This is a genomic window from Propioniciclava coleopterorum (assembly GCF_011393335.1).
Lineage (GTDB): Bacteria > Actinomycetota > Actinomycetes > Propionibacteriales > Propionibacteriaceae > Propioniciclava > Propioniciclava coleopterorum.
Map to the genome: position 1 here is coordinate 2,693,152 of NZ_CP049865.1, position 24,707 is coordinate 2,717,858.

Sequence of the window (24,707 nt, forward strand, 5' to 3'; positions counted from 1 at the left end):
CACCCTAGCCCGCCTAAGCTGGGCGGCATGGCTGACCCGGCGACCTACCGTCCCGCTCCCGGGACGATCCCCACCCAGCCCGGGGTGTACCGGTTCAGCGACCCCGACGGCACCGTCATCTACGTGGGCAAGGCCAAGAACCTGCGCCAGCGCCTCAACTCCTACTTCGCCGACCCGGCCGGGCTGCACTTCCGCACCCAGACGATGGTGCGGACGGCGTCCAGGGTCGAGTGGACCGTCGTGCAGAACGAGTTGGAGTCGCTCCAGCTCGAGTACACCTGGATCAAGCAGTACGACCCGCGGTTCAACATCAAGTACCGCGACGACAAGACCTACCCGTGGGTGTGCGTCACCTGGTCGGAGGAGTTCCCGCGCGTCTTCGTCGGGCGGGGCGCACACAAGAAGGGCTACCGCTACTTCGGCCCCTACGCCCAGGCCTGGGCGATCCGCGACACCGTCGACTCGCTGCTGCGCGTGTTCCCGATGCGTTCGTGCAGCGGGGGAGTGTTCCGCAGCGCCAAGGCGAGCGGACGCCCCTGCCTGCTCGGCTACATCGGCAAGTGCTCCGCGCCGTGCGTCGGCCGGGTCTCCGCCGAGGAGCACCGCGAGATCGTCGAGGAGATGTGCGACTTCCTCGCCGGCAACACCAACCGGATCGTCCGGCGCATGAAGCAGGCCATGCAGCAGGCCTCCGACGACCTGGAGTTCGAGCGCGCCGCCGTGCTGCGCGACCAGCTCGGCGCCCTGCAGTCGGCCACCGAGCGGAACGCGATCGTGCTGCCCGACGGCACCGACGCGGACGTGATCGCGCTGGCCTCCGACGAGCTGGAGGTGGCGATCCAGGTCTTCCACGTCCGCGGCGGACGCGTGCGCGGCGAGCGGGGCTGGGTCGCGGACCGCTCCGACGACTCCACCCTGGAGGAGCTCATCGAGACGTTCTGCCTCCAGCTGTACGCCGGCCCGGACGGCTCGGTCACCTCAGGCGCCGTGCCGCGGGAGGTGCTGCTGCCGGTGCCCCCGGCGTCCGGCGGCGCGCTGGCGGACCTGCTGACCGAGGCGCGCGGCGCCCGGGTGCGGGTCAACGTGCCGCGGCGCGGCGACAAGCGCGTCCTGATGGACACCGTCGCCCGCAACGCCGCCGAGGCGCTCATGCTGCACAAGACCAAGCGCGCCTCCGACCTCTCCACCCGCAACCGGGCGTTGGAGGAGCTGGAGGAGGCCCTCGGGCTGGACACCCCGCCGCTGCGCATCGAGTGCTACGACATCTCCCACCTCCAGGGCACCGAGGTCGTCGGCTCCATGGTGGTGTTCGAGGACGGCCTGCCGCGCAAGTCGGAGTACCGGCGCTTCCTGATCAGGACGGTCGAGGGCAGCAACGACGTGGGGGCGATGCACGAGGTCATCACGCGCCGCTTCCGCCGCTACCTGGAGGACCAGGCGTCCCTGACCGGCGAGGACGCCGTCCTCAAGGACGCCACCACCGGCGCCGCGCGCAAGTTCGCCTACAAGCCGTCCCTGCTCGTCGTGGACGGCGGCGCGCCGCAGGTGGCCGCCGCCCGCGCGGCGATGGACGAGCTCGGCGTCACCGACGTGCCGGTGATCGGGCTGGCGAAGCGGCTGGAGGAGGTCTGGCTGCCCGAGGAGGAGTTCCCGCTCATCCTGCCGCGGACGTCCGAGGGGCTGTACCTGCTGCAGCGCGCCCGCGACGAGGCGCACCGCTTCGCCATCACGCACCACCGCGGCCGGCGCAGCAAGTCGATGGTGGACTCGCTGCTCGACGGCGTGCCGGGGCTGGGCGAGCTGCGCCGCAAGGCGCTCATCAAGCACTTCGGCTCGGTGAAGCGGCTGCGGGCGGCGCACCTGGAGGACATCGCCGCCGTGCCGGGCATCGGCCCCAAGACGGCGCTGGCCATCAAACTGGCGCTGGACGAGCAGCCCGCGGGCGAGGCGATCAACACCGCCACCGGCGAGGTCATCGAGGGCTGAGCGCGGCGGCCGGACGCCGACCGCGGACCCGCCATAATGGCGCCATGACCGAACCCGCGATCAGGTTCCTCGCCATCACCGGCATGTCGGGCGCCGGACGCCGCAGCGCCGCCCACACGCTGGAGGACCTCGGCTGGTACGTCGCCGACAACCTGCCCCCGACCATGCTGCCCGCGTTCGTCGACACCGCCGCGGCCGCGGGCTACGACCGGGTCGCGGTGGTGCTCGACGTCCGCACGCGGGCCGAGTTCGACGACATCCCCGCGGCCTTCGACGCGCTGCAGGCGAAGGGGATCCTCCCGCAGATCCTGTTCATCGAGGCGAGCGACGCCGTGATCGTGCGCCGGCAGGAGTCCGTGCGCCGCCCGCACCCGCTGCAGGGCGACGGGGCGCTGCTGGACGGCATCCGCCGGGAGCGCGAGATGCTCGCGACCCTGCGGGCGGCCGCCGACATGGTCGTGGACACCTCCGACCTCAACGTCCACCAGCTCGCCAACAAGGTCGCCTACGCCTTCAACTCCTCCGACGACCGCGAGCTCAAGCTCACCCTGATGTCGTTCGGCTTCAAGAACGGGCTGCCGATCGACGCCGACATGGTGCTCGACGTCCGGTTCCTGCCCAACCCGCACTGGGTGCCGGAGCTCCGGCCCCAGACCGGCCTGTCGCAGGCGGTGTCGCGGTACGTTCTCGGCCAGGACGCGGCGCAGGCGTGGCTGGACGGGGTGATCGAGACGCTGCACGCCGTCCTGCCCGGCTATGTGCAGGAGGGCAAGCGGCACGCCACGGTCGCGATCGGCTGCACCGGCGGCAAGCACCGGTCCACGGCCATGACCGAGGAACTGGCGAGCAGACTCCGCGACGAGGGGGTCGCCGTCCACGTCGAGCACCGGGATCTGGGGCTGGAATGAACGCGCCGCTGTCGGAACGCCTCCCCAACGTCGTCGCGCTCGGCGGCGGGCACGGCCTGGCCGCGTCCCTGCAGGCGCTGCGACGCGTCACCTCGAACCTCACCGCGGTCGTCACCGTCGCCGACGACGGGGGCTCCTCGGGACGCCTGCGCGAGCAGTTCGACATCCTGCCGCCCGGCGACCTGCGGATGGCGCTGGCCGCCCTGTGCGGCGACGACCACGAGGGCCGGCTGTGGGCCGACGTGCTGCAGTCCCGGTTCGGCGGCGCGGGCCCGCTGTCCGGGCACGCCATCGGCAACCTGCTGATCGCCGGCATCTGGGAGCGGCTCGGCGACGCCGTCTCCGGGCTCGACATGGTGGCGCGGCTGCTCGAGGTGCAGGGCCGCGTCCTGCCGATGGCCTCGGTGCCGCTCGACATCGAGGCCGACGTGCTGGGCGCCGACCCCGAGCATCCGGACGTGCTGAGCCTGGTGCACGGCCAGGCGCGCGTCGCGGTGTGCCCGGGCGAGGTCATGGAGGTGCGGCTGGTGCCGACCGATCCTCCGGCCTGCCCCGAGTCGGTCGAGGCGATCCGCCAGGCCGACCACATCGTGCTGGGGCCCGGCTCGTGGTTCACGTCGGTCCTCGTGCACCTGCTGGTCCCCGAGTTGGCCGAGGCGATCACCACGACCTCGGCGCGCCGGATCCTCACCATGAACCTGGTGCCCGCCGACGAGACGGCCGGGTTCTCGCCGTCGCATCACCTCGAGGTGCTGGCCGAGCACGCCCCGACCCTGCGGCTGGACACCATCGTGTGCGACCCCACCTACGCCGACGGCGACCCGGACCTTCCCCGGCACGCGGCCGCCCTGGGCGCCGAACTCGTGATCGCCCCGCTGCGCGCCTCCGACGGCAGCCCGCGTCACGACGTGAACCGGCTCGCATCGGTCTACTCCGACTTGATCGGCCGATAGGCTCGCGCTCATGGCATTGACACCCGAGGTGAAGGCGGAGCTGGCTGCGGTCCCCGTGACGAAGCCGGCCTGCCGCAAGGCGGAGGTGGCCGCGCTGCTGCGCTTCGCGGGCAGCCTCCACATCGCGGGCGGCAAGATCATGGTCGAGGTCGACCTCGACACCGGCGCCGCCGCGCGCCGCCTGCGCACCGCCATCGCCGACCTGTTCGGCCTCACCTGCGAGTTCGTCGTCGTCACCCCGACGGGGCTGCGGCGCGGCACCCGCTACGTCGTGCGCCTCATCCGCGACGGCGACTCCCTGGCCCGCCAGACCGGGCTGATCGACTCCCGCGGCCGCCCCGTCCGGGGCATGCCGGCCGCCGTGGTCGGCGGCGGGCTCGACGTGGCCACCGCCGTGTGGCGGGGCGCGTTCCTGGCCCACGGCTCGCTGACCGAGCCCGGGCGCTCGATGTCGATGGAGGTCACCTGCCCGGGGTCGGAGGCCGCGCTCGCGCTCGTGGGCGCCGCCCGCCGCCTGGGCGTCAGCGCGAAGGCCCGCGAGGTCCGCGGCGTCGACCGCGTCGTGATCCGCGACGGGGACGCCATCGCCACCATGCTCACCCGGCTGGGCGCCCACGAGACCCTCCTGAAGTGGGAGGAGCGCCGGATGCGGCGCGAGATCAAGGCGTCCGCGAACCGGCTGGCCAACTTCGACGACGCCAACCTGCGCCGCTCGGCCCGCGCCGCCGTCGCGGCGGGCGCCCGGGTGGAGCGGGCGCTGGAGATCCTCGGCGAGGACGTCCCCGAGCATCTGCGCACCGCCGGCATGCTGCGCCTGGAGCACAAGCAGGCCAGCCTGGAGGAACTGGGGCAACTGCACGAGCCCCCGCTGACCAAGGACGCCGTCGCGGGACGCATCCGCCGGCTGCTCGCCACCGCGGACAAGCGGGCGGCCGAAGACGGGATTCCGGGCACCGAGGCCAACCTCACGCCCGACATGTTGGAGGACGATTAGCCGTCGCGGATCACGTCGTGGACGCCGTGGGTCACCTGCTGGACAACCTTCGTTCGGGCCGTCGGGCCGGTCATCTTTCGATACGATAGGAGACGTCCAGTTCTCGTCCCGAGCGGTGACGAGATTCCTTTCGAAGGAGACTCAATTACATGACTGTGAAGGTTGGCATCAACGGCTTCGGCCGCATCGGCCGTAACTTCCTCCGCGCCCTGCTGGCTTCCGGCGCGGACGCCGAAGTGGTGGCCGTCAACGACCTGACGGACAACAAGTCCCTCGCGCACCTCCTGAAGTACGACTCGATCCTGGGCCGTTTCCCCGGTGAGATCACCTACGACGAGGAGTCCATCACCGTCGACGGCAAGAAGATCCGCGTCTTCGAGGAGAAGGACCCCACCAAGCTGGATTGGGCGTCCGTGGGCGCCGACGTCGTCGTGGAGTCGACCGGCCGCTTCACCAAGGCCGAGGACGCCAAGGCCCACCTGACCGGTGGCGCCAAGAAGGTCATCATCTCCGCGCCCGCCAAGGGTGAGGACGTCACGATCGTGATGGGCGTCAACGACCAGGATTACGACCCGGCCAAGGACACCATCATCTCCAACGCCTCCTGCACCACGAACTGCCTCGCCCCGATGGCGAAGGTTCTGCAGGACACCGTCGGCATCGAGCGTGGCCTCATGACCACGATCCACGCCTACACCGCCGATCAGAACCTGCAGGACGGCCCGCACAGCGACCTGCGTCGCGCCCGCGCCGCCGCCCTCAACATCGTTCCGACCAAGACCGGTGCCGCCGCTGCGGTCGCCCTGGTCCTGCCGGAGCTCAAGGGCAAGTTCGACGGCTACGCGCTCCGCGTCCCGACCCCCACCGGCTCGGCGACCGACCTCACCTTCGAGGCCGGCCGTGAGACCTCCGTCGAGGAGATCAACGCCGCGATGAAGGCCGCCGCCGAGGGCCCGCTGAAGGGCATCCTGTCCTACACCGAGGACCCGATCGTCTCCAAGGACATCGAGACCGACCCGCACTCCTGCATCTTCGACGCCGGCCTGACCAAGGTCATCGGCAACCTGGTGAAGGTCGTGGGCTGGTACGACAACGAGTGGGGCTACTCCAACCGCCTCGTCGACCTCGTCGTCCTCGTCGGCACCAAGAACTGATCCCACTCACGCAACCCTGAAAGGCGTACCCAGGTGAGAACCATCAACGATCTCGGAGATCTGCGGGGCAAGCGAGTCCTGATCCGCTGCGATTTCAACGTCCCGCTGGATGGCGAGACGATCACCGACGACGGCCGCATTCGTGCGGCGCTGCCGACCCTGAAGCAGCTCACCGAGTCCGGTGCCAAGGTCGTCGTGATGGCTCACCTGGGTCGTCCCAAGGGCGAGGTGAACGCCAAGTACTCCCTCGCCCCCGTCGCGGCCCGCCTCGGCGAGCTGATCGACGCCCCGGTGAAGCTCGCCGGCGACGTCGTCGGCCCGTCGGCCCACGAGGCCGTCGAGGCCGCCCAGCCCGGCGAGATCGTCCTGCTGGAGAACGTGCGCTTCGAGCCGGCCGAGGAGTCCAAGGACGACGCCGAGCGGCAGGCGCTGGCCGCCAAGTACGCCGAGTTCGGCGACGTGTTCGTCTCCGACGGCTTCGGCGTCGTGCACCGCAAGCAGGCGTCGGTCTACGACGTCGCCAAGCTCCTCCCCAGCGCCGCGGGTCACCTCGTGGCCAAGGAGGTCGACGTCCTGAAGAAGCTGACCACCGACGTCGAGCGTCCCTACGTCGTCGTCCTGGGCGGCGCCAAGGTCGCCGACAAGCTGTCGGTCATCGACAACCTGCTGACCATCGCCGACACGCTGATCATCGGCGGGGGCATGGGCTACACCTTCCTCAAGGCCAAGGGCTACGAGGTCGGCTCCTCCATCCTGGACGACGAGAAGATCGACGCGGTCAAGGGCTACATGGAGCGCGCCGAGGCCGAGGACAAGCAGTTGCTCATCCCGGTCGACACCGTCGTCTCGCCCGAGTTCGCCGAGGGCGAGGGCATCGAGGTCGTCGACTCCGACAAGATCCCCGCCGACAAGATGGGCCTCGACATCGGCCCCAAGACGGCCAAGCTCTACGCCGACGCCATCGCCGACGCCAAGACGGTCTTCTGGAACGGCCCCATGGGCGTGTTCGAGATGGCCTCCTTCGCCGACGGCACCCAGGCCATCGCGCAGGCGCTGGCCGACTCGGACGCCTTCTCCGTGGTGGGCGGCGGCGACTCCGCGGCCGCCGTGCGCCAGCTCGGCTTCTCCGACGACGAGTTCGGCCACATCTCCACCGGTGGCGGCGCCTCGCTGGAGTACCTCGAAGGCAAGAAGCTCCCCGGTCTCGACGTTCTGGAAGGTAACTGAATCGTGGCGAACCGCACCCCGCTGATGGCGGGCAACTGGAAGATGAACCTCAACCACGTCGAGGCGGCCGGGCTGGTGCAGAAGCTCGCCTGGACGCTGGCCGACGCCAAGTACGACGCGAGCAAGTCCGCGGCGGCCGTCATCGTGCCGTTCACCGACCTGCGCACCGTCCAGACGCTCATCGAGGGCGACAAGCTGCCGCTGCAGTTCGGCGCGCAGGACGTCTCGACGCACGGCTCGGGCGCCTACACCGGTGAGATCTCGGCCGACATGCTGGCCAAGCTCAACTGCGACTACGTCGTGGTCGGGCACTCGGAGCGGCGCGACTACCACGCCGAGACCGACGAGATCATCAACGAGAAGGCGAAGGTCGTCCTGGCGGCCGGCATCACCCCGATCATCTGCGTGGGGGAGAAGCTCGACATCCGCAAGGCCGGCGAGCAGGTGCCCTTCGTGCTGGCCCAGGTCGACAAGGTGCTCGCCGGGCTGACCGCCGAGCAGGTCGCCGGCTCCGTCATCGCCTACGAGCCCGTGTGGGCCATCGGCACCGGCGAGGTGGCGACCCCCGAGGACGCGCAGGAGGTCTGCGGCGCGATCCGCGTCCGGGTGGCCGAACTGCTCGGCCAGGAGGCCGCCGACAAGGTCCGCATCCAGTACGGCGGCTCGGTGAAGTCCAGCAACGTGGTCGACATCATGGCGCAGCCGGACGTCGACGGCGCCCTGGTGGGCGGCGCGAGCCTGGACGCCGAGGAGTTCGCCAAGATCGTGCTGTTCTACGCGGCCTGATCCGATCCCTGCGAGGGGCCCCGACCGAATGGTCGGGGCCCCTTCGCTTCTGGGTTAGAATGAGCGGGTGATTGTCGTGCCCATGCTGACGTGGCCCATCCTGACCGTGTCGATCCTGTTGATCATCACGTCGCTGGCCCTGTCGATGTTCGTCCTGCTGCACAAGAACCGCGGCGGGGGCATGTCCGACCTCTTCGGTGGCGGCATGTCGTCGAGCATGGGCGGCACCTCCGTCGCCGAGCGCAACCTCGACCGGCTCACGATCACCGTCGGCCTGCTGTGGCTCGCCTGCATCCTGGGCCTGCTGACGCTGTACCGCTGGTTCCCGGAGGTCGGCGTCCTCGGCTGAGGGCCCCTCATCACCCCTGCTTGATCAACACAGTCTTTCCAGAGAGGTTCTTCCGTGGTCGGTGGTAGTGCGATCCGTGGTTCCCGCGTCGGTGCGGGACCGATGGGCGAGGCCGAGCGTGGGGACGCCGCGCCGCGCCTCTACATCTCCTTCTTCTGCAGCAACGGGCACGAGACGCGGCCCGCGTTCGCTGCCGACGCGGTGATCCCCGAGGAGTGGGACTGCCCGCGCTGCGGGCTTCCGACGAACCGGGACGCCGAGAACCCGCCGCCCCCGCCGAAGATCACGCCGTACAAGACGCACCTGGCCTACGTGAAGGAGCGCCGCTCCGACGACGAGGCCAAGGCGATCCTGGCCGAGGCGCTGGACTCGCTGCGCAACCGGCGTGCGGCCGGCGAGGTCATCTACTGACCGACCGGTGCTTCGTGCTCAGCGTTGATCCCGGCCTGGCGGCGCCGCCATACGAGCAGCTCAAGGCGCAGATCGCCGCCGCGCGCGCGTCGGGGGAGTACCCGGCCGGGCACCGGCTCGCGCCGGTGCGGCAACTCGCGGCCGAGCTGGGGCTGGCGCCCAACACGGTCGCGCGCGCCTACCGCGAGCTCGAGGCGGACGGCGTGATCCAGACGCGCGGGCGCGCCGGGTCGTTCGTCACCGGCACCGACGAGGGCCGCGTCCGGGCCGCGGACGCCGCCGCGCGCGGCTACCTGGACCAGGCGCTGGGGTTGGGGCTGAGCCTGCGCGAGGCGCTGGGCGCCGTCGCGCGTGCCGCCGAGCAGCGGTCGGCGTCCGGGGCGGGCTAGAAGCTGCAGGAGTGGTAGGGCAGCAGGCCGGCGGCTGAGCGGTCCAGGAGCCACAGCGTGGTGTCGGTGCCCCGCACCACCCCCGCGGGGATCTCCGGGTCGCCCGCGATCGACTCGGCGACGGCCTCGGCCTTGTCCTCACCCGCCACGAGGTACCAGACCTGGCGGCTCCGGTTGAGCGTGTCGACGGTCATGCTGATCCGCGACGGCGGCCCGAGCGGGGCGTCGCTCACCCCGATGACGGAGTGGGCCTGCTCGGCGAACGAGGGATGGTGCGGGAAGATGGACGCCACGTGGCCGTCCACCCCCATGCCCAGCAGCGTGATGTCGAAGCGGGTCTCGCCCAACTCCTTGGCGTAGGCCGCGGCGGAGGCGTCGTTGTCGGCGATGCCGTCCGCGGCCGGCATCGGGTGGGTCAGCGAGGGCGTCATGGGGAGCTTGCGGGCCAGGATCGCCAGCGTGTACCCGGCGTGCCGGTCGGGGTCCTCGGTGGGGACGAACCGCTCGTCGCCCCACCAGATCTCGATGCGGGACTGGTCCAGGTCGGACGCGTCCACGAGCTCGGTGAACGCCTCGTAGATCCGGTTGGCGATCCGGCCACCGGTCAGGCACAGCCGCGCGGGTCCGTCCTGGGCGGCCTGGATCGCGACCAGCCGGCGCATCAGCCGCTCCGCCGTCGCCTCCGTGAGGTCGGCACTGGTCGCGTACCGCCAGACCCGCTCCATGTCACACCCCCTGGGTGAGCTCCGCCAACGATTCGTCCGCTGCCAACTCTGCCATGGACGCCGCGAACACGTGGTCGGCCTCCAGTACCCGCAGCTCTTCAGTGATCAGTGCGGCGATGTCGCGGCGGCGCAGCGCGACCGCGAGCGTGGGGGAGCCCGGCGCCGCGAAGGTCGCCATCTTGCCGTCGGTGCGGGCCACCTTGATCTCGCCCTCGTCGGTGGTGAGCGTCACCTCGGTGATGCCCGGGCCGGCGTTGGGCTCGAACCGGACCTCGGTGCCCAGCCGCGAACGCAGCCACGCCGCGAGCAGCAGCCCGGGCGCGTTGCCGTCGGCGGCGTGCACCGACGCCGACTTCACCGTGCCGCGGGGCTGATCCAGCGCCGAGGCCAGCAGGGCGCGCCACGGGGTCAGCCGCGTCCAGGTCAGGTCGGTGTCGCCGGGGGCCAGGCAGCCGGCGCGGGCCACCAGGCCGGCCACCGGGTCGTCCTCGCCCATCGCGTCGGTGATGCGGCGCGAGGCCAGCGCCCCGACCGGATCCTGCGACGGGTGGGCGGGGGACTGCCCCGGCCACCACGCGATCACGGGGCTGTCGGGCAGCAGCAGCGGCAGCAACGCGGACGCCTTGTGCTGGGCGACCTCGCCGTGGAACTTCAGCGTGATGACCTCGCCGGGGATGCCCTCCCCGACCTGGATCTCGGCGTCCATGCGGTCCGAGCGCGACGAGCCGTCGGTGGCCAGGATGATGCGCGAGGGGTGCTCGCGGCCGGCCTCGAGGCAGGCGTCCATCACCTCGTCGACGTCGGACGGCTGCGGCATCACCAGCAGCGTGAACACCATGCCGGACGCCGCGCCCAGGTTGTGCCGGATCTCGCTGATCGCGGTCTGGATGCCCGCCGAGGTGGTCCCCTTGATGGTCTTGATCATCGTCGTCCTCCTACGGCCGTCGCCAGACGAAGCCGTCGCGCTCCAGCATGGTCTTGCCACTCGGGGGCCCCACGTGCCGGCCGCGTACCCCTCGGGCTGATGGTCCTTGCCGGCCCAGTAGTCCAGGATCGGGTCCAGGATCTTCCAGCTCAGCTCGACCTCGGTGTGCTGCGGGAACAGGGGCGGGTCGCCCAGCATCACGTCCAGGATGAGGCGTTCGTACGCCTCCGGGCTCGACTCGGCGAAGCTCGTGCCGTAGTTGAAGTCCATCGTCACGTCGCGGATCTCCATCTGGGTGGCCGGCACCTTCGCGCCGAACCGCAGCGCCACGCCCTCGTCTGGCTGGATGCGCAGCACCAGTGCGTTGGCGCCGAGCTGCTCGGTGTCGTTGAGGTGGAACGGCAGGTGCGGTGCGGACTGCATCATCAGCGCCACCTCCGTCACCCGGCGCGGCATCCGCTTGGCCGAACGCAGGTAGAACGGCACCCCTGCCCACCGGCGGTTGTCGATGTCGACGCGGAAGGAGGCGTAGGTCTCGGTCTGGGAGTCGGCGGGGATGCCGTCCTCCTCCAGGTACCCCTTGACCCGCTGGCCGCCCGCCCAGCCGGCGGTGTACTGGCCGCGGGCGGTGTGGGACTTCAGGTTGCGGGGGGCGCGCGCGGCGGCAAGCACCTTCTCCTTCTCGGCGCGCAGGTTGCCCGGCTCGAACGAGCTCGGCTCCTCCATTCCGACGAGCGCCAGCAGCTGCAGCAGGTGGTTCTGGATGACGTCGCGGGCGGCGCCGATGCCGTCGTAGTAGCCGGCGCGGCCGCCGATGCCGATGTCCTCGGCCATCGTGATCTGGACGTGGCTGACGTAGTTGCGGTTCCAGATCGGCTCGAACAGCTGGTTGGCGAAGCGCAGCGCCAGCAGGTTCTGCACCGTCTCCTTGCCGAGGTAGTGGTCGATGCGGAACACCTCGTTGGAGTTGAACACGCTCGAGACGCGCTCCTCCAGCTCGCGGGCGCTCGCCAGGTCGTGGCCGAACGGCTTCTCGATGACGACGCGGTTCCACGGCTTGGTGGCGGACTTGTCGACGAGCTGATGCTTGCGGAGCTGCTCGATCACCTGGTCGAAGCCGGCCGGCGGGATCGAGAGGTAGTAGACGTGGTTGCCCTCGGTGCCCTGGGACTCATCCACCTCGCGCAGCGTCTCGCGGAGGTTCTCGAAGCCGTCGTCGGAGTTGAAGGCGCCCGACACGAAGCGCAGGCCGTCGGCGAGCTGCTGGAACACCTCGGCGCGGAACGGCGTCCGGGCGTGGTTCTTCACGGATTCGCGGACGTACTCGGTGAACTGCTCGGCGTCCCAGTCGCGGCGGCCGTAGCCGACCAGCGCGAAGCCGGGCGGGAGCAGTCCGCGGTTGGCGAGGTCGTAGATGGCGGGCAGGAGCTTCTTCTGCGCCAGATCGCCGGTCACCCCGAACATCACCAGGGCGCAGGGCCCGGGCACTCGGGGCAACCGGCGATCGGTCGCGTCGCGCAAAGGATTGGCGGCGGAATCGGTCACCCGGTGATCCTAGCCACCCTCAGCGGAATCGGTTTCAGGCGTTCGCGGCCTCCAGGGCCCCCTTGACGGTGGCCTGCAGTTCGTGCCAGCTCACGATGAACTTGTCGACGCCCTCGGTCTCGAGCACCTCGAAGACCTCCGGCAGGTCGACGCCGGCGGCGGCCACCTCGGCCAGCACCTCGGCGCCGTGCGCGGCCTTGCCCTGGATGGACGGGCCGACCTCGCCGTGGTCGGCGAAGGCGAGCAGCGTCTTCTCCGGCATCGTGTTGACGACGCCGTCGGCGACCAGGTCGGAGACGTAGAGCGTGTCGGGGTAGGCCGGGTCCTTGGTGCCCGTGGACGCCCACAGCGGACGCTGCACGTTGGCGCCCTGCGCGGCCAGCGCCTGGTAGCGCTCGGAGCCGAACACCTCGTCGTAGGCGCCGAGGGCGACCTCGGCGTTGGCGATGGCGGCCTTGCCCTTGAGCTCGTCCTTGCCGAGCGCCGCGAGGCGCTTGTCGATCTCGGAGTCGACGCGGCTGATGAAGAACGACGCCACGGAGTGGATGCCCGACAGGTCGATGCCGGCGGCGGCGGCCTTCTCGAGGCCGGCCAGGTAGGCGTCCATGACCTCGCGGTAGCGCTCCTCGGAGAAGATCAGCGTGACGTTGACCGAGATGCCGGCCGCGATCGTCTCGGTGATGGCCGGCAGGCCCGCCTTGGTCGCGGGGATCTTGATGAGGACGTTGTCGCGGTCCACGAGCCCGTGGAGCTCCTTGGCCTGCGCGATGGTGGCCTCGGTGTCGTGGGCCAGGGTCGGGGCGACCTCGATGGAGACGCGGCCGTCGAAGCCCTTCGTCGCGCGGTAGGCGTCGGCGAACAGGTCGCAGGCGTCGCGCACGTCGGTGGTGGTGCAGGCCGTGATGGCCTCGTCGACGTCGGTCAGCCCCTGGAGCTGCTCGGCGTAGTCGGCGCCCTTGGCCAGCGCCGCCGCGAAGATGGTGGGGTTGGTCGTGACGCCCGACACGTAGTAATCGGCGATCATCTCGGCGAGGTTCCCGCTCTTGAGGCGGCCCCGGGACAGGTCGTCGAGCCAGATCGAGACCCCGGCATCGGCGAGGGCCTTCAGGCGATCATTCATGAAGTACTCCTGAGTTGTCTTCCATGGCGTTGCAACGCCTCTTGCTCCGACTCTACTCAGTCGAGCGCGGCTCAGGCCGGGCGGTGGCGATTCCGGGATGGGGGCGTGGGCTGTCGTCGCGGGGGCGAGGTAAACTGCCCCGGACGCCGGGTCCTCTCCCGCGTCCGCCGAAGTCATCTGGAGGTTCGCGGCATGCACCCAACTCGGACGAGCGCGCCGACGCCGACCGCGCCCGGCCTGAAGGGCACGCTGCTGGCCTACATCGGCCTCACCAAGCCCCGCATCATCGAACTCCTGCTGGTCACCACGTTTCCGGCGATGTTCCTCGCCGCGCGCGGTTTCCCGTCGCTGGCCCTGGCGACCGTCACCTTCATCGGCGGCACGCTGTCGGCGGCGTCGGCGAACGTCTTCAACTCGGTGCTGGACGCCGACATCGACGAGCAGATGCGGCGCACGCGTCGGCGTCCGATGGTGCGCGACCAGGTGTCGAAGGGCGCCGCCTACGCGTTCGGGGTGGTGTTGGGCATCGCCTCGGTGCTGATGCTCGGCTTCGGCGCCAACTGGCTGTCCGCCGGCCTGTCGGTCGCCGCGATCCTGTACTACGTCTTCATCTACACCGTGTGGCTCAAGCGCCGCACCCCGATGAACATCGTGTGGGGTGGCGTCGCGGGCTGCTTCCCGCCCCTGATCGGCTGGACGGCCGTCACCGGCTCGATCGCCTGGCCGCCGCTGATCCTGTTCCTGATCGTGTTCTTCTGGACGCCGCCGCACACCTGGGCGCTCGGCCTGCGCTACCGCGAGGACTACGCGGGCGTCGACGTCCCGATGCTCCCCGTGGTCCGCGAGGCGCCCTACGTGGCCCGGCAGATCCTCCTGTACTCGGTGCTCACCGTCGCCACCAGCATGGTGCTGTGGCCGGTGGCGCACACCGGGTGGCTGTACCCCGCGGTGGCCGCGGCCTGCGGCGTCGTGCTGATCTGGGAGTCGATCGCGCTCCTGCGCCGCGCCGACGCCGGCCTGCAGGACGCCAAGCTCGCGCCCATGCGGCTGTTCCACTGGTCCAACAGCTACCTGGCGATCGTCTTCATCGCCGCCGCGGTGGACGCGCTGTTCTTCTGACGTCTTCGGCTTCTGAGCCGCTCGGTCTTCTGAGGCGCTTCGTCGTTCTCGAGGGGCTTCGATGTCTGGGCGCTCGGTCGTCTGAGCCGCCGAGTCTTCTTGAGGGGCTTGGTCGTCTGAGCGGCCCCGGTCACCTGAGCGCCTCGGGGTCGGTTGCCCGCCACGCCTGCCGTTCCAGTCGCCCCCGTTTGCGCCAGCCGCCCGCGCAGGAACGGGGGCACCTGGGCTCAGCGGGGGCGTTTGGTTTCAAGCGGGGGCGGTTGGACGCGAGCGGGGGCGTCTGGTCGCGAACGGGGGCGTCTGGTCGCGAACGGGGGCGTCTGGTCGCGAGCGGGGGCGTCTGGTCGTGAACGGGTGCGTCTGGTCGCGAACCGGGGCAACTGGCCGCGAACCAGGGCAATTGGTCGTGGGCGGGGGCGGCGGCTTGGCGACGGCGGGGGCTGCTTGGCGACGGCGGGGGCGGCGATGGCAGCGGCCGTGTTGCTGGGGTCCTGGTGTTCTCGCTCCCGCGGTCTGGGCTGTTGCAGTTGCCCCCGTTTGCGTCAGACGCCCACGCAGGAACGGGGGCGTCTGGCGCAACCGGGGGCGACTGGTCGCAAGCGCGGGCGTTTGGTCGCGAACGGGGGCGTTGGTCGTAATCGGGGGCGTCTGGTCGCGAACGGGGCGTCTGGTCGCGAACCGGGGCAACTGGTCGCGAACGGGAGCGTTTGGTCGTGAGCGGGGGCCGCTTGGCGACGGCGGGGGCGGCGATGGCAGCGGGCGTGTTGCTGGAGTCCTGGTGTTCTCGCTCCCGCGGTCTGGGCTGTTGCAGTTGCCCCCGCTTGCGTCAGACGCCCACGCAGGAACGGGGGCGTCTGGCCCAACCGGGGGCGACCGGTCGCAGCGCGGGCGTTTGGTCGCGAACGGGGGCGTCTGTCGCGAACGGGGGCGTTGGGGCGAAGGCGCGGGCGGTGGCGACTGGCAAGGTGCGGTGGGTGGCTGCGGGTGTGTCGTTGGAGTCCTGCTGTTCTCGCTTCCGCGGTCTGGGCTGTTGCAGTTGCCCCCGTTTGCGTCAGACGCCCACGCAGGAACGGGGGCGTCTGGCGTAAGCGGGGGCGACTGGTTGCGAGCGGGGGCGTTTGGTTGCGAGCGGGGGCGGTTGGTTGCGACCGGGGGCGGTTCGTCGCGAGCGGGGGCGTTTGGTCGTAAGCGGGGGCGGTTCGTCGCAAGCGGGGGCGTCTGGCGCAAGCGGGATGTCCGGCGTGTGTGGGCGAGCGCGGGGATGGGGGACGCGCGAAGCGGCGTCGGAAGCGCGAAGCGGCGTCGGACGCGCGGGATGCGTCGGACGCGCGGGGTCGCGTCGGACGCGCGGAGTCGCGTCGGACGAAAGGGCGCCCCGGGGCTCGATGCCCCGGGCCTCGATGCGCCGGGCCTCGGCGGGTGTCAGGACGCGTGCAGGTGGACGTCGCGGGCGGGGCGGTACCACGCGGGGGCGTCCGGGACGGTGCGGAAGTACAGGTGGCCCAACGCGGCGGCGAACAGCGTGGTGCCGACCATGTGGGCGAACACCATGCCCATCGGCAGGTGCGTGAAGTACTGGACGTACCCGATGACGCCCTGCAGCAGGATCACCGCCAGCAGGCCCAGCCACAGGCGACGGGCGCGCGGCTGCGCCCAGGCCCACCACAGTCCCAGCAGCGTCAGCGCGACGATCGCCCAGACGGCCCAGGCGTGGATCTTGGCGGTCCACTCGGCGGACAGGCCGTTGCGCTGGGCGGCGCCGTCGCCGGCGTGCGGGCCGGCGCCGGTCACCACGACGCCGAGCGCCACGACGACCATGCCGAGCCAGAACACGACCGTCGTGAGCGTGACGAGTCGGTTCGGGACCGGCACGGGACGCAGGCCGTAGGCGTCGCGGACCAGCACCACGCACATCAGGATCAGCGCCATCGACACCACCATGTGCAGGCCGACGACCCACGGGTTGAGCTGCATCAGCACCGACACCCCGCCGATGACGGCCTGGGCGATGATGCCGAGGCCGACGCCGAACGCGAGGACGGGCATCCGCTCGGTGACCGCGCCGGCCTTCCACGCCCGGTAGGCGGTGATGAACATCCCCAGGGCGATCGCGGCGAGCACGAAGGTCAGCGTCCGGTTGCCGAACTCGATGAGGCCGTGCAGGCCGTCCTCGGGGCGGGGGACGTACGAGCCGGGCTGGCACTGCGGCCAGGTGGCGCAGCCCAGCCCCGACTTGGTGAGCCGGACCAGCGCGCCGGTCCAGACGATCGCCATGTTGGCCACCAGGGACGCCACGGCCCAGCGGCGCAGCCAGGTGAGGTTCAACTGGTCCATCGGAATGCCTTTCGAGCGACGGCGAGTGCGAGGGCCGCCCAGGCGGCCGAGATGACGACGAGGAACGGCTGGAAGCCGCCGGTGGCCGCGGCGCGCAGGCTCTCGCCCAGCGCCCCGGACGGGAGCAGGAGCAGCGGGAGTCGGAGGGCGTCCGGGTACGCCGCCAGCGGCAGCACCAGGGCGCCGCCGGCCGCGACGAGCAGGTAGATCAGGTTGGCGACGGCGAGGGTCGCCTCGGCGCGCAGCCGGCCGGCCAGGGCCAGCGCGAAGCACGCGAACGTGACCAGGGAGAACACCGAGGCCAGCACGGCGAGCGCGACCTGCCCGGGGTTCGCCTCCGGACGCCAACCCAGCGCGAACGCGACCGCCGCGATCACCGCGACCTGCCCCAGGGCGATCGCGGTCGTGGCCAGCGCCTTGCCCGCGACGAGGTCGGTGCGGGTCAGCGGCGTGGCCGCCAGCCGCTCCAGGACGCCGTTGCGCCGCTCGAAGGCCGTGTTGATCGCCAGCGACGTGAACGAGGTCGACCACAGCGCCAGCGCGATCACCGACGCCGGGAAGGCGCGGGCGTCCAGGCCGAAGCGCCCGCCCCAGAGCATCCCGGCCACGAGCAGGCCCAGCGGGATGACCAGGGACAGCAGCAACTGTTCGCCGTTGCGCAGCAGCAGGGACGCCTCCAGCGCGGCGTGCCGCAGCACGCGGCGGCCCTGCGGCGCGACGCCGCTGCGCGGGGACAGGTCGAGGCTCACGGCGCCTCCGTGGTGTGGGCGAGGAAGACGTCCTCCAGGGACGCGTCCCTGGTCAGGTCGGGCACGGTGCCGTCGATGACGACGCGGCCGGCGTCCATGATCCACACGTGGTCGGCCAGTTCGGCGGCCTCGTCCATGGCGTGGGTGGTCAGCAGGACGGCCACGCCGGCGTCCGCCAGGTCCCGGATGAGCGCCCAGGCGCGGCGGCGGGCGTGCGGGTCCATGCCGGCGGTCGGCTCGTCGAGCAGGACGAGCTCGGGGCGTCCGACGAGCGCGCCGGCGAGGTTGATCGCCTGCTGCTGCCCGCCCGACAGCCGCCGGTACGGCGTCTTGAGCGACAGGTCGATGCCGATGCGCTCCGCGAGCGCCTCGACGGGCTGGGGGTGCGCGTACAGCGAGGCCAGGTAGCGCAGCAGTTCGCCGGGCCGGACGCCGGACCACGCGCCGGTCGCCTGCGGCATCAGGCCGATGCGGGCCAGGGCGTCGGGGTGGCCGGCGGGCAGGCCCAGGGTGGTGACGGTGCCGGCGTCGGCGCGCAGGAGCCCGGTCAGGACACGGACCGTCGTGGTCTTGCCCGCCCCGTTGGGCCCCAGCAGCGCCGTGACGGCGCCTGGTTGGGCCTCGAAGGACAACCCTCGGAGGACGTCACGTCCCCCGAGGGTCACCTCGAGCCCGGAGCTGATCAGAGCGGGCGAGGACGGCACCCGTTCAGACTACCGTCGCGTGCTCCCTGACCTGAGCTTTGGTGTCGATGCGCATCCGGTAGAAGCTCCGCCACACGAATCCGGCGGACACCAGGAAGAACACCGCAGCCAGCACGGTCACCAGGCCGCCCTGGCCGGCCGCGCGCAGCGACACCGCCAGCTCGACGGCCAGCAGGCCGAACAGCGTGGTGAACTTGATGACGGGGTTGAGGGCCACCGAGCTGGTGTCCTTGTAGGGGTCGCCGACGGTGTCGCCGACCACGGCCGCCTCGTGCAGCGGGGTGCCCTTGGCGCCCAGGTCGACCTCGACGATCTTCTTGGCGTTGTCCCAGGCGCCGCCCGCGTTCGCCATGAAGATGGCCTGGTAGAGGCCGAACAGGGCGATCGAGATCAGGTAGCCGATGAAGAAGAACGGCTCCACGAACGCGAAGGCCAGCGTGGCGAAGAACACGCCCAGGAAGATGTTGAACATGCCGCGCTGGGCGTACACCGTGCAGATCTCCACGACCTTCTCGCTGTCCTCGGCGGACGCGCGCACCGCGTCCTCGTCGAGGCGGATGGTGTCCTGGATGTACTCCACGGCCCGGTAGGCGCCGGTGGTGACCGCCTGGATGGACGCGCCGGTGAACCAGTAGATGACCGCGCCGCCGGCGATGAGGCCGAGCAGGAACGGCGGGTGCAGCAGCGACAGGTTCTCCAGGTTGGTCGTCATGCCGGCGGTGAGCGCCATGATGATCGAGAAGATCATCGTGGTGGCGCCCACGACTGCGGTGCCGATCAGCACCGGCTTGGCGGTCGCCTTGAACGTGTTGCCGGCCGCGTCGTTGGCCTCGAGCAGGTACTTGGCCCGCTCCCAGTCGACGGTGAAGCCGTGGCTGCGCTCGATCTCGGCGGGGGCGTCCGGCAGCGTCTCGATCATCGACAGCTCGTAGACCGACTGGGCGTTGTCGGTGACGGGGCCGTAGGAGTCGACCGCGATGGTGACCGGGCCCATGCCGAGGAAGCCGAACGCGACCAGGCCGAAGGCGAACACCGCCGGGGCGTGCAGGTTGTCGCCGAAGCCGAGCGTCGTGGAGATGCCGTAGGCGGCCCCCATGAGGCCGACGATCGCCATGCCGAGCCAGTAGGCGGAGAAGTTGCCCGCCACCAGGCCGGACAGGATGTTGAGCGAGGGGCCGCCCGCATCCGAGGACGCCACGACCTCCTTGGTGTGGCTGCTCTTGACCGACGTGAACGCCTTGACCAGCTCGGGGATGAGCGCGCCGGCGAGCGTGCCGCAGGACACGATGAGCGACAGCTTCCACCAGGTGCTGCCGTCGCCGATCGCCGGGACGAGCACCACCGTGGTCAGGAAGGTGAGCGCGATCGAGACGATCGAGGTCACCCACACCAGCAGGGTGAGCGGCGCCTCGAAGTCGAGGTCGGGGTCGTCGGCGTGCCGGGCGTGCACCCAGGCGCGGGTCAGCGCGTACGACATCGCCGAGGCGAGCACCATGACGGCGCGGATCACGAAGATCCACACGAGCAGGGTGGCCTGCAGGTCGGCGCGGGCCGGCGGCACCGCCAGCATGATGAACGTCACCAGCGCGACGCCGGTCACGCCGTAGGTCTCGAAGCCGTCGGCGGACGGGCCGACCGAGTCGCCGGCGTTGTCGCCGGTGCAGTCGGCGATGACGCCGGGGTTGCGGGCGTCGTCCTCCTTGATCTTGAAGACGATCTTCATCAGGTCGGAGCCGACGTCGGCGATCTTGGTGAAGATGCCGCCCGCGATCCGCAGCGCCGCGGCGCCCAGCGACTCGCCGATGGCGAAGCCGATGAAGCAGGAGCCCGCGATCGAGCCGGGCAGGAACAGCATGATGCCGAGCATGATGAGCAGCTCGACGGAGATGAGCACCATGCCGACGCTCATGCCCGAGCGCAGCGGGATCTCGTGCACGTCGTAGGGACGCCCGCGCAGCGCGGCGAACGCGGTGCGCCCGTTGGCGAACGTGTTGACGCGGATGCCGTACCAGGCGATGACGAACGAGCCCGCCATGCCCAGCAGCGAGAAGCCCAGGATGATCGACACCTGGCCCCAGCCCGCCCGGCGAGGAACTTGAAGTAGACGAAGATCACCGCGGCGATGAACAGCCACAGCCGCAGCAGGAAGACGCCCTGCTGGCGCAGGTACGCCAGGCAGGTGCGGTAGATCAGGTCCGAGATCTCGGCGAGCGAGCGGTGGATCGGCAGCTTGCGCAGCTTCATGTAGCTGACGAGGCCGAACGTGAGGCCGACCAGGCACACGGCCAGGCCGATGGCCAGGAGTGCGCGGCCGCCGACCGCGCCCCGAAGAAGGTGGCGGCATCCAGGTCGGGCAGTTGGATGTTCGCCTCCCCGCCGGCGTGTTCGCCGGATGCGACGCCGCCCGAGCAGCCCACGAGGGCCAGCGGTAGGGCGGACAGGATGAGTGTGCGGGCGAGTGGCCGACGGGAATCCACGATGACTCCTGCTGATGCGTGTTCCAGGGCGACGTTGGGTCGTCCACTACAGACGTTAGTACTAGTCGTGACGACTGGAGTCCGGGCGGGGAAGTTGCCGGGGGTTGCCGCCCCGACCACCTGCCGGGCGGCGAGTTTGCGTCTGGCGCTGATTTTGCAAGAATGGTGTTGTCAAATACGAGGGAGGGAGGCGCTGATGTCCAGCCAGGACGCGATGCCGCTGACCGACTCCGACGTCCTCGAGGCGTCGACCCGCGAACGGGTCGCCCGTTCGATCCTGCAGGAGGGGCCCTCGACCGCCGCCGAACTGGCGGAGCGCCTCGACCTGACCCCGGCGGCCGTCCGCCGGCACCTGGCGGCGCTCATCGAGTCCGGCGACCTCGAGGCGCGCGACCAGCGCGTCTACGGGCAGCGCGGACGCGGGCGTCCGGCCAAGGTGTTCTGCCTGACCGACGAGGGGCGCAGCGAGTTCTACCAGGCGTACGACCAACTGGCCATCCAGGCGCTGCAGTTCCTGCGCGCCGAGGGCGGACAGCAGGCGATCACCGCCTTCGCCGACCAGGTGATGGAGGAGGTCCGGCGCAGGTTCGGCGCCGAGGGGTCGGAATACTCCAGCCCCGCCGACGCGTTGACTGAAGTACTCAACGAGCAGGGGTACGTCGCGTCGCTCAAGCCGGTGGCCTCCGGCACCCAGCTGTGCCAGTACCACTGCCCGGTGGCGCACGTGGCGCGGGAGTTCCCCGAGCTCTGCGCCGCGGAGACCCGAGTTTTTTCCGAACTACTGGGGAGCCACGTTCAGCGGCTCGCCACGATTGCACACGGAGACGGGGTGTGCACCACGCACATCCCACACCCTGTCGAGAGGACGATCTCATGACCCAGACCCAGGCACCCGGCCTCGGTTCGACCCAGGACGAGCACCTGGAGGCGCTCGGCAAGTACCGGTTCGGCTGGCACGACCAGGACTCCGCCGGCGCTTCGGCCCGACGCGGCCTCAACGAGGACGTCGTGCGCGACATCTCGAACCGCAAGGGCGAGCCCGAGTGGATGCTGGAGCGCCGCCTGCGCGGCCTGAAGCTCTTCGGGCGCAAGCCGATGCCCTCGTGGGGCGCGGACCTGTCCGACATCGACTTCGACAACATCAAGTACTACGTGAAGTCCACCGAGAAGCAGGCCACCAGCTGGGAGGACCTGCCCGAGGACATCAAGAACACCTACGACCGCCTGGGCATCCCCGAGGCCGAGAAGGCGCGGCTCGTCGCCGGCGTCGCGGCCCAGTACGAGTCCGAGGTCGTCTACCACAAGATCAACGAGGAGCTCGAGCGCCAGGGCGTCGTCTTCCTCGACACCGACACCGCGCTGAAGGAGCACCCGGAGCTCTTCCAGGAGTACTTCGGCACCGTCATCCCGACCGGCGACAACAAGTTCGCCTCGCTGAACACCGCGGTGTGGTCGGGCGGCTCGTTCATCTACGTGCCCAAGGGCGTCCACGTGTCGATCCCGCTGCAGGCCTACTTCCGGATCAACACCGAGAACATGGGCCAGTTCGAGCGGACGCTGATCATCGCCGACGAGGACTCCTACGTCCACTACGTCGAGGGCTGCACCGCCCCGATCTACAAGTCGGACTCGCTGCACTCGGCCGTCGTCGAGATCGTCGTGAAGAAGGGCGCCCGCGTCCGCTACACCACGATCCAGAACTGGTCGAACAACGTCTACAACCTCGTCACCAAGCGCGCGACCTGCGAGGCCGGCGCGACGATGGAGTGGATCGACGGCAACATCGGCTCGAAGGTCACCATGAAGTACCCGGCCGTGTGGCTGCTGGGCGACCACGCCAAGGGCGAGACGCTGTCGATCGCGTTCGCCGGCGAGGGTCAGCACCAGGACACCGGCTCGAAGATGGTGCACGCGGCGCCGCACACCTCGAGCTCCATCATCTCCAAGTCGGTGGCGCGCGGCGGCGGGCGGGCGTCCTACCGCGGCCTGGTCGAGGTGCAGCCGCAGGCGCACCACAGCGCCTCGAGCGTGAAGTGCGACGCGCTGCTGGTCGACACGATCAGCCGCTCCGACACGTACCCCTACGTCGACGTCCAGGTGGACGACGTGTCCATGGCCCACGAGGCGACCGTCTCGAAGGTGTCCGAGGACCAGCTCTTCTACCTGATGCAGCGCGGGATGGGCGAGGACGAGGCCATGGCCATGATCGTCCGCGGCTTCGTGGAGCCGATCGCCCGCGAGCTCCCCATGGAGTACGCGCTGGAGCTGAACCGACTGATCGAGCTGCAGATGGAAGGAGCCGTGGGCTGACGCCCGCGGGGAGGAAACGAACAACGTGAGCGTGACTGAAGTTCCCAACGTGGCCGGTGCGATCGAGACGATCGAGTCGCACCTGCATCCCAAGCCCAGCTTCGACCTGGCTGACCACCCGATGCCGGACGGCCGCGAGGAGGTGTGGCGGTTCACCCCGCTGCGCCGCATCAAGGCCCTCCTCGAGCCGGCCCCGGACGCCGACGTGCTGACCGTCGACGTCGAGGCCCCCGACGGCGTCGAGATCTCCGAGGCCGCCGCCGGCGAGGCGCCGCGGGGCACCGTGCTGGTGCCCGGCGACCGCATCGCGGCGCTGGCCGACGACGGCGCGCCGACCGCCCAGGTCGTGCGCATCCCCGCGAACGCGGAGCTGTCCGAGCCCGTCCGGCTGCACCTGCGGGGCACGGACGCCGCGGGTCGCGTCAACCGGGTCAACGTCATCGTGGCGGAGCCCAACTCCAAGGCGACCGTCGTGCTGCGGCACACCGGGTCGGCGCAGGTGCTGGAGAACGTCGAGATCGACGTCCAGCCGGGCGCCAACCTGACCGTCGTGTCGCTGCAGGACTGGGCCGACGACGCCCTGCACGCCGGCGAGCACACCGCCCGCGTGGGCCGCGACGCCACCTACCGGCACGTCAACGTCAGCTTCGGCGGCGACGTGACCCGGCTGCACACCAACGTGTTCTACGACGGCCCCGGCGGCCGCGCCGAGATGTTCGGCGTCTACTTCGCCGACGCCGGCCAGCACATCGAGCACCGGCTCTTCGTGGACCACAACGCGCCCGAGACCTACAGCCACGTGGACTACCGCGGCGCGCTGCAGGGCAAGGACGCGCACACGGTCTGGGTCGGCGACGTGCTGATCCGCAAGGTCGCCGAGAACATCGAGACCTACGAGACCAACAAGAACCTGGTGCTCACCGAGGGGGCGCGCGCCGACTCGGTGCCGAACCTGGAGATCGAGACCGGCGAGATCGTGGGCGCGGGACACTCCTCGACCACCGGCCGGTTCGACGACGAGCAGCTGTTCTACCTCACGAGCCGCGGCATCGACCCCGACGAGGCCAAGCGCCTGGTCGTGATGGGCTTCTTCGTGGAGATCATCCGCCGCATCGGCATCCCGGACGTCGAGGAGCGCCTGATCGCCGAGGTCGAGCGCGAGCTCGCCTCGACCATCGGAACCGCGAAGTCGGTCCCGGAGGCTTCGTGAGCTGGGCGTTCGCCTGCCCCGCTACCGAGCTGGAGGAGGACAAGCCGTACTCGGTCGACGTCGAGGGCACCCTGGTCGCCCTCGTCTCGACCGAGGGCGAGCTGTTCGCCATCCGTGACGAATGCAGCCATCAGGCCGTGATGCTGAGCCTGGGTGAGGTCGAGGACTGCACCCTGGAGTGCTTCGCGCACGGCAGCCGTTTCGACCTGCGCACCGGCGAGGCCCTCGACCTGCCCGCCACGCAGCCCGTCCCCGTCTATCCCGTCAAGATCGAGGCCGACGACATCTACGTCGACCTCGAGAACCCGATCACACAGGAGTTCTGAACCACC

At 70.5% G+C, this 24,707-nt stretch carries 21 protein-coding genes and 2 pseudogenes; 15 read left to right on the forward strand and 8 right to left on the reverse strand.

The genetic code is table 11. From position 1 onward, the window contains the following. Positions 1-27 precede the first annotated feature (27 nt). The 10 genes from uvrC (at position 28) to G7070_RS12865 (ending at position 9,157) form a co-directional block, all read left to right on the forward strand. On the forward strand, positions 28-1,986 hold the full coding sequence (gene uvrC, locus G7070_RS12820; protein ID WP_166234056.1) for an excinuclease ABC subunit UvrC: 1,959 nt from the start codon (positions 28-30) through the stop codon (positions 1,984-1,986). Positions 1,987-2,030: 44 nt separating this feature from the next. Continuing rightward, on the forward strand, positions 2,031-2,894 hold the full coding sequence (rapZ, locus tag G7070_RS12825) for an RNase adapter RapZ (RefSeq protein WP_166234057.1): 864 nt from the start codon (positions 2,031-2,033) through the stop codon (positions 2,892-2,894). Then, the gene (locus G7070_RS12830) at positions 2,891-3,847 is read left to right on the forward strand and encodes a gluconeogenesis factor YvcK family protein (RefSeq protein ID WP_166234058.1); all 957 of its coding nucleotides are present in this window, start codon (positions 2,891-2,893) and stop codon (positions 3,845-3,847) included. The genes rapZ and G7070_RS12830 overlap by 4 nt, the downstream gene beginning before the upstream one ends. A 10-nt stretch (positions 3,848-3,857) precedes the next feature. After that, positions 3,858-4,841 carry a DNA-binding protein WhiA gene (gene whiA, locus G7070_RS12835; RefSeq protein WP_166234059.1) on the forward strand — a complete coding sequence of 328 codons (984 nt, stop codon included), beginning with the start codon at positions 3,858-3,860 and terminating at the stop codon, positions 4,839-4,841. 149 nt (positions 4,842-4,990) lie between these two features. Then, the gene (gap, locus tag G7070_RS12840) at positions 4,991-5,995 is read left to right on the forward strand and encodes a type I glyceraldehyde-3-phosphate dehydrogenase (RefSeq protein ID WP_166234060.1); all 1,005 of its coding nucleotides are present in this window, start codon (positions 4,991-4,993) and stop codon (positions 5,993-5,995) included. A 33-nt stretch (positions 5,996-6,028) separates the two neighbouring features. Next, entirely contained in the window at positions 6,029-7,222 is a 1,194-nt protein-coding gene (locus G7070_RS12845) for a phosphoglycerate kinase (RefSeq protein ID WP_166234061.1), read from the forward strand. A 24-nt stretch (positions 7,223-7,246) separates the two neighbouring features. Further along, the gene (gene tpiA, locus G7070_RS12850; protein WP_166235286.1) at positions 7,247-8,008 is read left to right on the forward strand and encodes a triose-phosphate isomerase; all 762 of its coding nucleotides are present in this window, start codon (positions 7,247-7,249) and stop codon (positions 8,006-8,008) included. 82 nt (positions 8,009-8,090) lie between these two features. Next, positions 8,091-8,357, forward strand: a complete 267-nt coding sequence (gene secG, locus G7070_RS12855) for a preprotein translocase subunit SecG (RefSeq protein ID WP_166235289.1) — start codon at positions 8,091-8,093, stop codon at positions 8,355-8,357. Between the two features lie 54 nt (positions 8,358-8,411). Further along, on the forward strand, positions 8,412-8,768 hold the full coding sequence (locus G7070_RS12860) for an RNA polymerase-binding protein RbpA (protein ID WP_166234062.1): 357 nt from the start codon (positions 8,412-8,414) through the stop codon (positions 8,766-8,768). 14 nt (positions 8,769-8,782) lie between these two features. Continuing rightward, complete coding sequence (locus G7070_RS12865) at positions 8,783-9,157, forward strand: GntR family transcriptional regulator (protein ID WP_166234063.1); 375 nt, start codon at positions 8,783-8,785, stop codon at positions 9,155-9,157. Here the strand turns inward: G7070_RS12865 and pgl are convergent. The 4 genes and pseudogenes from pgl to tal form a co-directional block, all read right to left on the reverse strand. Next, positions 9,154-9,882 carry a 6-phosphogluconolactonase gene (pgl, locus tag G7070_RS12870; RefSeq protein WP_166234064.1) on the reverse strand — a complete coding sequence of 243 codons (729 nt, stop codon included), beginning with the start codon at positions 9,880-9,882 and terminating at the stop codon, positions 9,154-9,156. The genes G7070_RS12865 and pgl overlap by 4 nt on opposite strands. A 1-nt stretch (position 9,883) precedes the next feature. Then, entirely contained in the window at positions 9,884-10,807 is a 924-nt protein-coding gene (locus G7070_RS12875; protein ID WP_166234065.1) for a glucose-6-phosphate dehydrogenase assembly protein OpcA, read from the reverse strand. Positions 10,808-10,817: 10 nt separating this feature from the next. Further along, positions 10,818-12,352 (reverse strand): annotated as a pseudogene (gene zwf / locus G7070_RS12880) (glucose-6-phosphate dehydrogenase). A gap of 34 nt (positions 12,353-12,386) precedes the next feature. Then, complete coding sequence (tal, locus tag G7070_RS12885) at positions 12,387-13,472, reverse strand: transaldolase (protein WP_166234066.1); 1,086 nt, start codon at positions 13,470-13,472, stop codon at positions 12,387-12,389. A 192-nt stretch (positions 13,473-13,664) separates the two neighbouring features. On the opposite strand from tal, the gene G7070_RS12890 reads away from it, so the two are divergent. Then, positions 13,665-14,591: a heme o synthase gene (locus tag G7070_RS12890; protein ID WP_166234067.1), complete on the forward strand. Its 927-nt coding sequence runs from the start codon at positions 13,665-13,667 to the stop codon at positions 14,589-14,591. A gap of 1,422 nt (positions 14,592-16,013) precedes the next feature. On the opposite strand, the gene G7070_RS12895 is transcribed toward G7070_RS12890, so the two are convergent. The 4 genes and pseudogenes from G7070_RS12895 to G7070_RS12910 all read right to left on the reverse strand — a co-directional run bounded on the left by G7070_RS12895 (position 16,014) and on the right by G7070_RS12910 (position 20,822). After that, on the reverse strand, positions 16,014-16,925 hold the full coding sequence (locus G7070_RS12895; RefSeq protein ID WP_166234068.1) for a COX15/CtaA family protein: 912 nt from the start codon (positions 16,923-16,925) through the stop codon (positions 16,014-16,016). Then, positions 16,913-17,674, reverse strand: a complete 762-nt coding sequence (locus tag G7070_RS12900) for an ABC transporter permease (protein WP_166234069.1) — start codon at positions 17,672-17,674, stop codon at positions 16,913-16,915. The genes G7070_RS12895 and G7070_RS12900 overlap by 13 nt, the downstream gene beginning before the upstream one ends. Next, a complete protein-coding gene (locus tag G7070_RS12905; RefSeq protein ID WP_166234070.1) occupies positions 17,671-18,378 on the reverse strand; it encodes an ABC transporter ATP-binding protein in 708 nt (235 codons plus the stop codon). The genes G7070_RS12900 and G7070_RS12905 overlap by 4 nt, the downstream gene beginning before the upstream one ends. Before the next feature lie 4 nt (positions 18,379-18,382). Beyond that, positions 18,383-20,822 (reverse strand): annotated as a pseudogene (locus G7070_RS12910) (sodium-translocating pyrophosphatase). Between the two features lie 229 nt (positions 20,823-21,051). Between G7070_RS12910 and G7070_RS12915 the strand changes: the two are divergent. Genes G7070_RS12915 through G7070_RS12930 form a run of 4 tightly spaced genes read left to right on the forward strand, consistent with a single transcriptional unit; the run spans position 21,052 to position 24,701 of the window. After that, positions 21,052-21,732: a helix-turn-helix transcriptional regulator gene (locus G7070_RS12915; protein ID WP_166234071.1), complete on the forward strand. Its 681-nt coding sequence runs from the start codon at positions 21,052-21,054 to the stop codon at positions 21,730-21,732. Continuing rightward, entirely contained in the window at positions 21,729-23,165 is a 1,437-nt protein-coding gene (gene sufB, locus G7070_RS12920) for a Fe-S cluster assembly protein SufB (protein WP_166234072.1), read from the forward strand. Before G7070_RS12915 ends, sufB begins: the two co-directional genes overlap by 4 nt. A gap of 31 nt (positions 23,166-23,196) precedes the next feature. Beyond that, positions 23,197-24,375, forward strand: a complete 1,179-nt coding sequence (sufD, locus tag G7070_RS12925; protein ID WP_246227100.1) for a Fe-S cluster assembly protein SufD — start codon at positions 23,197-23,199, stop codon at positions 24,373-24,375. Continuing rightward, a complete protein-coding gene (locus G7070_RS12930) occupies positions 24,372-24,701 on the forward strand; it encodes a non-heme iron oxygenase ferredoxin subunit (RefSeq protein WP_166234073.1) in 330 nt (109 codons plus the stop codon). Before sufD ends, G7070_RS12930 begins: the two co-directional genes overlap by 4 nt. Positions 24,702-24,707 lie beyond the last annotated feature (6 nt).

Coding starts and splice junctions, on each gene's coding strand:
- G7070_RS12895 (WP_166234068.1), bottom strand. CDS start 16,925: ATGGACCAGTTGAACCTCACCTGGCTGCGCCGCTGGGCCGTGGCGTCC.
- pgl (WP_166234064.1), bottom strand. CDS start 9,882: ATGGAGCGGGTCTGGCGGTACGCGACCAGTGCCGACCTCACGGAGGCG.
- G7070_RS12890 (WP_166234067.1), top strand. CDS start 13,665: ATGCACCCAACTCGGACGAGCGCGCCGACGCCGACCGCGCCCGGCCTG.
- tpiA (WP_166235286.1), top strand. CDS start 7,247: ATGGCGGGCAACTGGAAGATGAACCTCAACCACGTCGAGGCGGCCGGG.
- whiA (WP_166234059.1), top strand. CDS start 3,858: ATGGCATTGACACCCGAGGTGAAGGCGGAGCTGGCTGCGGTCCCCGTG.
- uvrC (WP_166234056.1), top strand. CDS start 28: ATGGCTGACCCGGCGACCTACCGTCCCGCTCCCGGGACGATCCCCACC.
- sufB (WP_166234072.1), top strand. CDS start 21,729: ATGACCCAGACCCAGGCACCCGGCCTCGGTTCGACCCAGGACGAGCAC.
- rapZ (WP_166234057.1), top strand. CDS start 2,031: ATGACCGAACCCGCGATCAGGTTCCTCGCCATCACCGGCATGTCGGGC.
- G7070_RS12915 (WP_166234071.1), top strand. CDS start 21,052: ATGTCCAGCCAGGACGCGATGCCGCTGACCGACTCCGACGTCCTCGAG.
- G7070_RS12830 (WP_166234058.1), top strand. CDS start 2,891: ATGAACGCGCCGCTGTCGGAACGCCTCCCCAACGTCGTCGCGCTCGGC.
- tal (WP_166234066.1), bottom strand. CDS start 13,472: ATGAATGATCGCCTGAAGGCCCTCGCCGATGCCGGGGTCTCGATCTGG.
- G7070_RS12875 (WP_166234065.1), bottom strand. CDS start 10,807: ATGATCAAGACCATCAAGGGGACCACCTCGGCGGGCATCCAGACCGCG.
- secG (WP_166235289.1), top strand. CDS start 8,091: ATGCTGACGTGGCCCATCCTGACCGTGTCGATCCTGTTGATCATCACG.
- gap (WP_166234060.1), top strand. CDS start 4,991: ATGACTGTGAAGGTTGGCATCAACGGCTTCGGCCGCATCGGCCGTAAC.